Source organism: Pontibacillus yanchengensis Y32 (assembly GCF_000770635.1).
Taxonomy (GTDB): domain Bacteria; phylum Bacillota; class Bacilli; order Bacillales; family BH030062; genus Pontibacillus; species Pontibacillus yanchengensis.
The window spans coordinates 1-12,721 of record NZ_AVBF01000095.1; the positions used below are offsets into that span (position 1 = coordinate 1).

Genomic DNA, 12,721 nt, shown 5'->3' on the forward strand with positions numbered 1-12,721 from the left:
CAGGCCACCTTTATACCATCTAAAGCAACGGAAACACCCCTCTAGCCCAAATTATCTCGAGTCCAAGTCTTCAATATTATGCCTCTTATCTTGAATATATCATCACAAAAACCATACTGGGATTAGATTTTGAAACTCCCTAATAAAAACTTACCAAGTGGCAAGCATTAACCTACAATTCCAGAACAAAAGCGCAAGCGCCCTGCTAGCGATGTATATGCTGCGGCCCACACGACGTGGGTTGGTTCGATGTTGCTACGTGACGTAGCGATTTTAATCGAAGAAGCCGTATGAGATAAAGGAAACACGAAGAGCGGAAGCGATTCGATGTTGACTTATCGTAAGGAGGAGCAGGAAGTTTGCTAGTCGCTGGGCGCTGGAGTTGGACGTGGCCACATCACTTTTTTAGTTATACACAAGCATTGAATTTTATAATTTCGCTAAGCAATAAAAAAGAAGATGCCCTGTGACAGGGCATCTTCTCTGTATTAATCATATTATCCTTCAAGAAGAAGATTATAAGGATCTTCTAACATTTCTTTCACACGTACAAGGAATTGTACCGCTTCTTTACCGTCTACGATACGGTGGTCGTAGGATAATGCGATGTACATCATTGGACGAACTTCGATTGAATCGTCTGGCATAACCATGGCACGTTTCTGGATACTGTGCATTCCAAGGATACCGACTTGAGGTGTGTTCAAGATTGGTGTAGAAAGCATAGATCCGAAAATACCACCATTTGTAATTGTAAAGGAACCACCTTGTAGCTCATCTAGAGATAGTTCTTTCTTTTGAGCTTTTTTGCCAAGACGGCCAATTTCTTTTTCAATTCCTGCGAAACCTAAACGATCTGCATCACGAACTACAGGTACGACTAAACCTTCATCAGTGGAGACGGCCATACCGATATCATAGAACTGTTTCTTTACAATTTCGTCGCCTTGAATCTCCGCATTTAATAATGGGAATTCTTTTAATGCACCGACAACTGCTTTTGTAAAGAAGGACATGAAACCAAGCTTCACATCATGCTTTTCTTGGAATTGGTCTTTACGTTCTTTACGAAGTTCCATAATCGCTGTCATATCAACTTCATTAAACGTTGTAAGCATTGCAGCTGTTTGCTGTGCTTCTACCAAACGTTTAGAGATAGTTTGACGGCGACGAGACATTTTCTCACGCTCAACAGGCTTATCAAACTCTGTTTTCTCTGACTTCTTATCAGCTTTTTTGTCAGCTTTCTTTTCATTCTTTGGCTTTTCTTCTGTTTGTTTTGCTGCTGCTTCAACGTCTTCTGGACGAATGCGGCCTAATGGATCATTAGAATGAATAGTATTTAAGTCAATGCCTAGCTCACGTGCTCTTTTACGAGTAGCAGGTGAAGCTACCACTTCTTTATTAGGGTCCTTTTTCTCTTCCTGTTTATCAGCAGCTTTTGTTTCTTCCTGCTTCTGTTCAGAAGATGGTTGTTCTTCTGCTTGCTCTTGCTTCTGACCTTCTTTTTCATCATTAGAAGCTTGTTCAGAACTTTCTTCTTTCTCTTCGGAGGAGCCACCAGCTTCACCGTTTTCATCTACCTTCGCAATCGTATCTCCAACTTCTACATCTTCTCCTTCTTGCTTAAGTACTTCAGCAAGAACACCTGTATAATCAGAGTTTACCTCAATATTTACTTTGTCTGTTTCTAATTCAAGAATGGGATCGCCTTTTTGAACGGAGTCCCCTTCTTTTACTAGCCATTCTGAGATTGTTCCTTCTGTGATAGATTCAGCAAGCTCTGGTACTTTAATTTCCTTCATTGGTATCTCCTCCTTTGTTTAGCTTCAACGCTTCATGAATGATTCTATTTTGTTCTGTTTTGTGGATATTTGGTTCTCCTACGGCTGGAGAAGATCGATGAGGACGACCACTGTAACTTAGTTCTTGGTCATCTCCAAGTAGTTCATAAAGAATTTCTTTCACAAAATCCCAGCTACCCATATTTCTTGGCTCTTCTTGGACCCAAACAATCTCTTTCACATTAGGATAACGCTCTAAAGTTTCTTGTAACTGACGATCAGGGAATGGATAAATTTGTTCTGCACGAAGTACGTGTAACCAATCCCAATCTTTATCCTTTTCTTCATCAATTGCTTCTTCTATATCAACCATTATCTTTCCGCTACCAATGACAATACGAGTTACTTGCTCTTCATTCTTTCCTAGTCCAGGTTGCTCAAGTAATGGTTCAAACTTACCTTCACTTAATAACTTACCATCAGAAGCAACTCGCTGATTTCGTATTAAGCTCTTTGGAGACATTAATACTAGCGGACGAGCTTCATCACGGTCTCCGATTTCAGCTTGACGACGCAACAGATGGAAATATTGAGCTGCAGAGGTCACATTGGCAACAGTCCAGTTATGCTCGGCACTCAATGTTAAGAAACGCTCTAACCTTGCACTGGAGTGCTCTGGTCCTTGTCCTTCATATCCATGAGGAAGCAACATGACAAGACTCGACTTTTCTCCCCATTTTGCACGTCCTGCTGAAATGAACTGATCTATAATAACTTGACCAGCATTTGCAAAGTCACCATATTGTGCTTCCCAAATAACAAGTGCTTCAGGCGCTTGGACACTATATCCATACTCAAAGCCTAACACACCTGTTTCATTTAGAGGACTATTATGAATCGAGAATGAAGCTTGAGCTTGATCTAACCCATGCATTGGACAATACGTAGAACCATCTTCCACATCATGCAATACAAGATGACGGTGGGCAAATGTACCACGTTGGCTATCTTGTCCAGTCATACGTATTGGTTTTCCGTCAGCAAGTATAGAAGCAAATGCAAGTGATTCCCCAAGTGCCCAATCCACTTTATTCCCTTCTTCAAGAGCATTTTCACGTCGTTGTAAAATTTTCTCTAGCTTACGGAATACATTAAAGTTATCTGGACGCTCAAGTAAGCCTTTATTTAATTCTTTTAATTGATCTAACGGTACGGCTGTTTCGATATCCTCAAGCTTACTTTCTACCGCTTCAGGAAGCTTCTTAACATCCCGCTCACCCGTTTCATTTTCTTTCATGTTCTCATAAATATCTTTCAGCTTCTGATCGATTGTTTCTTTTACCTGATCAAATTCACCTTCGCTGATTGTCCCTTCCTCTTGTAGCTGTTTAGCATATCGAGTAGCTACAGTTGGGTGTTGGTCAATGCGTTGATATAGATAAGGCTGTGTTCCCCGTGGTTCATCCATTTCATTGTGTCCATATCGACGATATCCGACAAGATCAATCAAGAAATCCTTATGGAACTTCTGACGATATTCATAAGCCAACTGTACTGCTGATAAACACGCTTCAGGATCATCAGCATTTACGTGTATAATTGGAATTTCATATCCCTTAGCAAGATCACTGGCGTAACGAGTAGAACGTCCTTCCTTTTGACCTGTGGTGAAGCCTAATAGATTGTTGGCAATGATATGAATAGAACCACCAGCACGATAACCTGGTAAATCACTCATATTTAATGTTTCCGCTACGACACCTTCACCTGGAAATGCTGCGTCTCCGTGAATCAAAATGGAAAATGCTTTCCCAGTATCCTGGGTAACGTCTCCACGCTCACTGCGATCATCTTGTGCGGCACGAGTAAACCCTTCTACTACTGGGTTAACGAATTCTAGGTGAGATGGATTGTGCGCTAGAGTAACTCTTGTGGAACGCTCTTCTTGACCATTTTTCACATCACGACTAGCACCAAAATGATATTTTACATCTCCAGTCCAACCATAGTTAATCCCCATTGAACCTTCAGATGGTACAAGTTCTTTATTTGGAGCATGGTGGAATTCCGAGAAAATCTTCTCATAAGGTTTTCCTAAAATATGTGCTAACACATTTAAGCGACCACGGTGCGCCATCCCCATCATAATGTCATTCATCTTATCCTCAGAGGAAGCTCGTACCATATAATCAAGCATTGGAACCATCACGTCTAACCCTTCAATAGAGAAACGTTTTTGAGCAACAAATGTTTTCGCTAGAAAATGCTCAAAACCTTCCACTTCGGTTAGCTGATTTAATAGCTCCTTCTTTCTGTCATTATCTAAAGATACTTGGTAAGCACCTGTTTCGATTTTATGTTGAATCCAATTGTGCTCTTCGTCATTATGAACATGATCCACTTCAAATGAGATATTACCAGCGTAGTACTTTTTCAGCTCTTGAATGACCTGTTTCCCATTCTGCACATGGTTTGGGGCTTCTTCCCAAATCCATTTAGCTGGTATTGATTCCAAATCCTTCTCAGACAAGCCGTAGGATTCTGGATCCAATAAAGAAGAATATCTCTCCTCTTGAGGTGGAATAGCGTAAATATTGGCTTCTAGATGCCCATTACGACGAATAGCCTCAACCAATTTCATAGCTGAGGTAACCTTCTTAATATCTCCAGAAGATGCCCCTTGCTCAACAGCTTGTCCGCCTTGACCTTGCATCCAATCTGGAGCGCCATATTTATCAAAAACCTCTTTTAATGATGCATCGACCTTAGTTGGGTCGTCTAAGTATAAATCGTATTGCTCTTCAATGTACCCCATGTTGGGGCCATGAAATTGTTCCCAAATATTAGTATTGGAACCGCTAATCATATTCGACACGTTTACTACCCCCAATAGAAGTTCGCTTTCTTTGAAGTAACCGTTTGCAAACTCATCTTCTATTATAATTTTTTTCCGTTTCACTCTTCAACTACTTTACCCTAGTTTTTTAAAAGAAAAAACAAAAAATTAGAAATATGTGATAGAAAAGAACGACTTTTCATGAAAAATGATGAACGTTTAGGTTGTTATGTATCCCTTAACATGAAAAAACTAGACTGCCTTGTTCACCCTCAACATGCTTAAGCAAAGCCTCATCATGGCTATTTTCACAACAAAGTTGACGTAAACTTATACATGTATGACCCACAAATCATATTTAAAAAAAGTACAAATATACAGATGGTGTATATTTGTACTTTCCTCATTTCTGCTAATTATTATTCTTCGTCTTCTTTCACGGTATAAGCCATCCCAAAGAGTTCCATTTGACTATCAATTTCTTTTTCATCTTCTGGTTTCTTGACGTAGTGATAATTTCCGTGATCATCTTGAACCCTTGCTTTCATGTTATCATCTAACATAATTTGAAGGATACTATACAAACGATCTTTTACATGGAGGTCATAAACAGGGAATAGCAGTTCCACTCTTTTTTCCATATTTCTTGTCATCATATCAGCAGAAGATAGGAACATCTTCTCTTCACCGTTACTGTAGAAGTAATAAATACGACTATGCTCCAAGAATCTTCCTACAATACTTCTTACTCTGATATTTTCACTAACACCTTCGATTCCAGGTCTTAAGCAGCAAATTCCTCGAACAATTAAGTCAATTTGTACGCCTGCACAAGAACATTCATACATTTTCATGATAAGGTCCTTGTCGGTTAGAGAATTCATTTTGGCTATAATTTTACCATTACCGTACTGACGATGGTTTTCTATTTCTTCATCCATATACTTTAAGAAATCCTTCTTTATATCAAAAGGTGCCATAGAGATATGATGGTAAGAAGGTTTTTCCGTATATCCACTTAAATAGTTAAAGAAATTGGTACCATCAATTCCAAACTTACGGTCTGAGGTAATGATTCCCATGTCAGTGTAAAGTTTGGCAGTTTGGTCATTATAGTTACCTGTTCCAAGGTGAACAAAACGCTGGATCTGATGTTTCTTCCTACGTACAACGAGCGTTATTTTACTGTGGGTTTTCAAGTAATTCATACCATAAATAACATGACAACCTGCTTTTTCTAGCTCTTTTGCCCATTGCACGTTATTTTCTTCATCAAAACGAGCCTTTAGTTCAACAAGTACCGTTACCTGCTTACCGCTTTCTGCAGCACGCTTCAGCCCATCTATTACAGGCGAATCCCCACTAACACGGTATAACGTTTGCTTAATAGCAAGCACATCAGGATCATCTGCTGCTTCCGAAACAAAATCCAACACAGGTTGGAATGCTTCATATGGATGGTGTAAGAATATATCGCGTTCAGAAGCAATTTCAAACAACTCTTCTTCAGAACCTAAATCTTTAGGTGGTTGAGGAATAAGTCCTTCATAAACAAGATTTTCTCGATAAGGCTCTAACTCTTTGTGGAATTTGAACAGATACGTTAGATCCAATGGTCCTTCGACCTCATATACATCCTTGCGATGAATTTCTAAAACATTTAATAAAAATTCAAGCACTTGTGGATCAAACTGATCTCGTTTAATCTCTAATCGAACTGCTGCTCCCCACTTACGTTTCTTTAATTCTTTTTCAATTTCTTTAAGAAGATCGCGTGCCCCTTCTTCATGAATGGTCATATCAGCGTTCCGTGTGATTCTAAATTCAGTGACAGACTTCACTTTATAACCTTTAAACATCTTTTGTATATAGTAACTTATTACATCTTCAAGCATAATAAAACGTTTTTTATTATCATTGTCCTCATTCTCGACTTCGATAAAACGGTCCAACACGGCTGGAACTTGGACAATCGCTGTTTTAATTTCATTTTCAAATTCATCAAATTCGTCTTCTAACACTACTGCTAAGTTGATACTCTTATTAAGAAGCATAGGGAATGGTCTATAGGCATCAACAGCCATAGGTGTTAAAACAGGGAAAATTTGCTCATCAAAATAATGCTCCATAAGATTCTGTTCTTCTTCATTTAAATCGTCAATGGATACAAAGAAGACATTTTCTTTCTCAAGCATTGGTTTCAGAACATGTTGATAGGTTGAATATTGCATATCAACAAGCTTATGGTTTTTTTCGGAGATTTTTGCGAGCTGTTCTTTAGGTGTTAAACCAGCCTTATTCTCTGGTTTATTGAATCCAGCTTTCACCTGGTCTTTTAATCCTGCCACACGAACCATAAAAAATTCATCTAGATTGGAACTAAATATGGCTAGGAATTTACATCTTTCTAATAAAGGGTTCCGTTTATCTAAAGCTTCTTGAAGAACTCGTTCATTAAATGCTAGCCAGCTTAATTCTCGGTTATTATAAAATTGAGGGTTTCCTAAATCTGTTACTTGGTTCATATGGTTCCTCCTCACCCTTTCATTTAGTAAGAGACAAAATGCATCAACTTTATCGTACAACGCGAATGTAAAGACAACATTAAATTTGTTTAAACCCCGTGTTAAGCACAGAGGCTTTGGTAGGATTTTTTGTGATGTAGTCCCTCTGAAAGTTCCTTTTTTAACTATACCCTTTTTCCTGTTTGCACATACAGCTTCTAATACCACACCATATACTCATTTTTGACAAAAAACATTCTGGCTTAGATATTTACCAGAATGTTTGTTAGACGCTTGATTTTAATTTTCACTATGCTCTAGTTGTTCATTCGGTTGAAAGACAACGTTAATTTTTTTCTTCAAGGCTTTCTCTAAATGCTTCTTTTGTTTCTCTACCTGGTATTCTTCCGGCATGGATTCTTGGTTGCAGTATGCTGTAATATTAATATCTTCTTCGTGAATATCTATATGCAAATCATCCACAATACTTCTTCTAGTGGAATCAAAGCTAAAAGCAAGTTTAATTAGCGCTCCTATTGTTCTTAACTTCTTTTGTTCTTCTTTTACAAACCAATGCTTATAAGGAGATAAGTACTGTTTGAAAATAGGCTTACTTTTATAAGATGCGATTAAAGCAATCTTTAAACGTTCTTTGTGTAATAACCCATCGATGGTTCGGTTAGCTAATAAATAAAAGGTATGCTGAGAAGAAGACTCTGAATCAATATATTCCCCTAGATTAAATACAAAAGCTCCTCTTCTTAGTAAACCTGCATCAGCTTTGGTCACATGCCCGATACCTTGCATTCTGAATTCTTCAAATAACTGAAGAGCAATATCAGTAACCTTATGAACATGTTTGTAATCAATATCAAAGTCAACAGCTAGCTCATTAAAGCTCTCTTCAATGACATTCGGGAAAACAGATATCCCAAAATCATGGGTTAACTGTTCATAAAAAATACCATCCCGTAACCCCTTACGACTCAAAATAAATGAAGAAGAATCCACGTATTCATATAAAGAATGAAAGACTTCAATAGCAGGAAGGATGATATCAGCACGATCTTTTGTAAGTCCTTCAACCTTTTGTAATTTTTTAAAGGATAAGGTTAGTAAGTAATTTTTAATAAACGCCATATCATTTTCATACATGCGATACTGATGCAATCCTGCAAGAGGATAACTCTTAAGAGCTTGATCCACTTGAACCATATTACGCGCACTTCCACCAATACCGATTAATGGTACATTACAAGATTTTAACCAAGGCAGTGAACTAAACTGTTCACGTAAGTAATCTCTTACCTTATGCATTTCTTTTTCCGTAGGGACATCATTTTTCACAAACATTTGCTTTAGTGTTAGTGCTCCGAAAGGAAAACTGTGAGAATGTTTCATTTCACGATTTTCAAAATACGTGATTTCCGTACTTCCTCCACCAATATCAACAGTAATTCCCTCTTCAATAGCGGTTGAATTTACAACAGCTAGATATCCATAATAAGCCTCTTCTTGTTCGGAAAGCGTTTGGATAGTATAGCCGATTTTCTGTTCCACTTCTGAAATAATCTCTTGTTGATTTTCCGCCTGTCGGATCGTAGCAGTCGCTACACATATAATTTGATTCAAATCGTATGTGTCTGTGACCTCTTTGAAACTTTTGAGTATCTTTAATAGTACTTCGATACCTTCTTGATTCAAAACGTTTGTTTCTTCTAAGTAATTTCGGAGACGTGCAACAGCTTTTACGTTCTCTATTTCTTGAAAGCGTCCACTTTTCTCACGAAGGTAAATGACAAGTCGAACTGTATTTGATCCTATATCAATTATCGCATAATATTCTTTGCCCAACGCTAACACACCTTTATGGTTTGTTCTTTATTTAATATCGAATTGGGTTCATTATAGCATAGTAGTAGAAGGTTTCATTACAGATTCATTTAAAAAAATACGAAATTAATAAGAATTATTATGCGATTTATTAATCTTTAATCCTTCTTCTTTAGTATTTATTTCATATTAGTTGTATTATGTTGAAGACTTGGATTCGAGATAAATTCCTTTTTAGTCTGTAAATAGAGGGTTTTTTATTGAAAATAAGAGCATATATGTCCATTGGAAGATGTCCAAAAGTATTTGTGCGGGTCCGATTACAAATGAACAAACCTCCTCCACAATTTATATTTTCAAACACAAATAAGCACCCCACTCATGTTGTAAACTGAATGGGGTGCTATTACTTTCATTCTTAAATTATCGATTTAAAAGACTACCAACATAACGTAATAATTCATTCGCAGAAGATGAATTATAACCATATTCATCTATTAAAGTGGCTACTACTTCGTTGACCTTCTTCAGTTGTTGCTCATCAGGGGTCTTCGTAGATGTTGTGATCTTAACCACGTCTTTTAAGTCAGCAAATAATTTCTTTTGAATCGCTTCTCGTAATCGTTCGTGAGAAGAGTAATCAAATTTCTTACCTTTACGGGCATAAGCAGAAATTCGAATTAAGATTTCTTCACGGAATGCTTTCTTCGCATTCTCGGAAATGCCGATTTGTTCTTCGATGGAACGCATAAGCTTTTCGTCTGGATTTAATTCTTCCCCTGTTAATGGATCGCGAAGCTTAGCTTTATTACAATACGCTTCTACATTATCTAAATAGTTATCCATAAGCGTCTTCGCTGATTCTTCATAAGAATACACAAAGGCTTTTTGAACTTCTTTCTTAGCTATTTCATCGTACTCTTTACGAGCTGTAGAAATAAAGTTCAGGTAACGCTCTCGATCCTCTTTTGAAATAGAAGCATGACTGCTTAATCCATCCTTCAAGGAGCGAAGAACATCCAAGGCATTGATTGATGTCATTTCTTTTTTAATTATAGTAGAAGAAATACGGTTAATGACATAACGTGGATCAATTCCACTCATGCCTTCATCATGGTGTTCATTTTTCATTTCTTCGACATCTACATCACTAAAGCCTTCTACTGTTTCCCCATCATATAAACGCATCTTCTTCAGTAAATCCACATTGTTTTTAGTGGAATCTTTTAATCTTGTTAAGATCGTGAACATTGCTGCCACTTTTAATGTGTGAGGAGCAATGTGAACATCTTTAATATCACTTTGGCGAATCATTTTTTCATAGATACGTTCTTCTTGGGACACCTTCAGGTTATATGGAACAGGCATTACAATCATTCTCGAATGGAGTGCCTCATTTTTCTTATTTGAAATAAAGGAGCGATACTCCGATTCGTTTGTATGGGCAATAATCATTTCATCAGCAGAAATGAGCGCAAACCTTCCTGCTTTGAAGTTACCTTCCTGTGTAAGAGAAAGTAAGTGCCATAGAAACTTCTCATCACACTTCAACATCTCTTGGAACTCCATAACACCTCGATTCGCTTTGTTCAATTCTCCATCAAATCGATAAGCACGAGGGTCTGATTCTGAACCATACTCAGCAATGGTAGAAAAGTCAATGGAACCTGTTAGATCCGCAATATCTTGGGATTTAGGATCTGACGGACTAAACGTTCCTACCCCTACTCGCTTATCCTCAGAGAAGAAAATACGCTCAATTCTCACGTCTTCAATGCGACCACCATATTCCTTATCAAGACGCATCATATTTAATGGAGATAAGTTGCCTTCAACACGAATGCCATATTCCTCTGCAAAATCCTCGCGGAGATGATGAGGAATAAGATGAAGAGGATCCTCATGCATTGGGCATCCCTTAATAGCATATACCGCTCCTTCATCTGTATGCGAGAAGCGTTCTAACCCTCTTTTCAGCAACGTAACTAACGTCGACTTACCTCCACTAACAGGTCCCATCAATAACAAAATACGCTTACGTACATCTAACCGTTTGGCTGCTGGATGAAAATATTCCTCCACCAACCGCTCCATCGCTTCTTCTAATCCAAAAATTTCATTATCAAAGAATTTGTAATTAAATTTACCATTTTCCTCTTCAATCCCGGAATGTTTAATCATATTGTAAACACGGGAGTGAGCTGATTGAGCAAGATGTGGACGCTCTTTAAGCATATCTAAATACTCTCCAAACGTACCTTCCCACTTCAAACTTTCTTCTTCTTCCCTATAACTTTGAATCTTTTTTAAAATATCCACACACTAGACCTCCCCTGTCGGTGTTGGGAATTTACTGAATTAGTACAGTCTATGTCTGGTCTTTTAGAAAAATGAGTTGAAGGGCGATTAAGTTTGTATTATGTTTCTAATAAAGGTTACAACTATTCAATATCAGACTCTTAACATAAGTAATTCGCGGCTCTAGCAATCCATTTTACGAGACAATAAACTGACCGATTTAGTATATGCGTGTACAAAACAAAAAAGGATTCCGCTCATCAAAAAATAATGTACGAAACCCTTTTTCTATCTTACTAGTTATGTCGCAGCCTCATTTATACAGAAATGCTAAGCACAACTGTTCTTTATCCCTTAAATAACTTAAATCTGTTTATACCAAATATTCATATCCTCAATTCCAGTACCAATCATACTGTTTTGAACCATGCACCCACCATATGTAAAGCCTTGCTGGGCAGCAACTATATTCATACCCATTGATATTGCCCTTGTGTATGAAAACATCGTCCGAATACCTAATTCCTTCATACGCTTTTCCAAAAACGGGTACTGGTAGGATAGTAGTCCTTTCCCTCTCTGGTTCGGCAGGGTTGCACAATCAGTGAATTCGGCAGCGTTGAAATCGGTGAAAATATCGGCCGAACAAGCACTAACGAGCTCTTCTCCACAGTAAATCAAAGAGAAATGAACGTCATTTCTCATCATTTTGATGAGAAATTCCGGATCACCAATTGGTGTAGGATAATGATCGAAAACAGAACGGTATAAAGAAGCCATCTCATCAGCATGCTCTTCTTTTCCCCAAATCATTGTATATCCTTCTTCTAAGCCATCTCTCTTGGTTGGTTTGCTCAGATTCAATTCTTTAATGCGGGAAATCACATTATCTGGATTCGCTTGGTTCCTAATTGGATCTATATAAAATGAATAAATCTTAGCATCCTCACCATTGAGAAAACCTTTGATTTCACCTTCGAAATGTGAACCAAATCGTTGAACCCTGCTTTCCTCTTCTGTATTTGACCTTGTATAAAAGATGATTTTATCACATGCTACTTCCTTTGCGACAGTTTTCAATTGCTCCAAGTGTTCCTCATTCATCTCCTCAGGCAGCTTGTACACCTTGATGCGTTTATTGATTGGCTCAACATCAAAATACTTTCTTTCCATAATGGCACTTGCAGATTGAAAATTCGATCCCATGGATGTGTCTCTCCTTTTTATTGTCTTCCCATTGTAGCGACCAAAATGTCTGGAAGCTTCCCCAATTCATTCATCATCCCTACATGTTGACGGAATATCTATATACTATCTTCTAGGTGCAGACTTAAAAGCCCTGCCCTCTTTCAAAACTAGACAATAGCAGACAATCTTCACGAATCCATGTCGAATACTCGTTCTTTGGTTTTTTTACAAAAAGGCTATGTTAAAGTTTGTTGTTGATATAATCATGAAATAGTTTT

Annotated in this window: 6 protein-coding genes; all 6 read right to left on the reverse strand. The window is 37.8% G+C overall.

The genetic code is table 11. The features are described from left to right. Nucleotides 1–497: 497 nt before the first annotated feature. Nucleotides 498–1,805: a 2-oxoglutarate dehydrogenase complex dihydrolipoyllysine-residue succinyltransferase gene (gene odhB / locus N782_RS19350; RefSeq protein ID WP_036824296.1), complete on the reverse strand. Its 1,308-nt coding sequence runs from the start codon at nt 1,803–1,805 to the stop codon at nt 498–500. Beyond that, nucleotides 1,792–4,650: a 2-oxoglutarate dehydrogenase E1 component gene (locus N782_RS19355; RefSeq protein ID WP_036824307.1), complete on the reverse strand. Its 2,859-nt coding sequence runs from the start codon at nt 4,648–4,650 to the stop codon at nt 1,792–1,794. Before N782_RS19355 ends, odhB begins: the two co-directional genes overlap by 14 nt. Before the next feature lie 389 nt (nt 4,651–5,039). Continuing rightward, on the reverse strand, nt 5,040–7,145 hold the full coding sequence (locus N782_RS19360; RefSeq protein WP_036824300.1) for an RNA degradosome polyphosphate kinase: 2,106 nt from the start codon (nt 7,143–7,145) through the stop codon (nt 5,040–5,042). Nucleotides 7,146–7,424: 279 nt separating this feature from the next. Further along, nucleotides 7,425–8,978: an exopolyphosphatase gene (gene ppx, locus N782_RS19365; protein ID WP_052111455.1), complete on the reverse strand. Its 1,554-nt coding sequence runs from the start codon at nt 8,976–8,978 to the stop codon at nt 7,425–7,427. Between the two features lie 402 nt (nt 8,979–9,380). Then, a complete protein-coding gene (locus N782_RS19370) occupies nt 9,381–11,276 on the reverse strand; it encodes a PrkA family serine protein kinase (protein WP_036824303.1) in 1,896 nt (631 codons plus the stop codon). Between the two features lie 342 nt (nt 11,277–11,618). Further along, nucleotides 11,619–12,461 (reverse strand): putative beta-lysine N-acetyltransferase, encoded by an 843-nt coding sequence (ablB, locus tag N782_RS19375; RefSeq protein ID WP_036824304.1) that lies wholly within the window; start codon nt 12,459–12,461, stop codon nt 11,619–11,621. Nucleotides 12,462–12,721: the final 260 nt, after the last annotated feature.

Coding starts and splice junctions, on each gene's coding strand:
- odhB (WP_036824296.1), bottom strand. CDS start 1,805: ATGAAGGAAATTAAAGTACCAGAGCTTGCTGAATCTATCACAGAAGGA.
- N782_RS19355 (WP_036824307.1), bottom strand. CDS start 4,650: ATGATTAGCGGTTCCAATACTAATATTTGGGAACAATTTCATGGCCCC.
- N782_RS19360 (WP_036824300.1), bottom strand. CDS start 7,145: ATGAACCAAGTAACAGATTTAGGAAACCCTCAATTTTATAATAACCGA.
- ablB (WP_036824304.1), bottom strand. CDS start 12,461: ATGGGATCGAATTTTCAATCTGCAAGTGCCATTATGGAAAGAAAGTAT.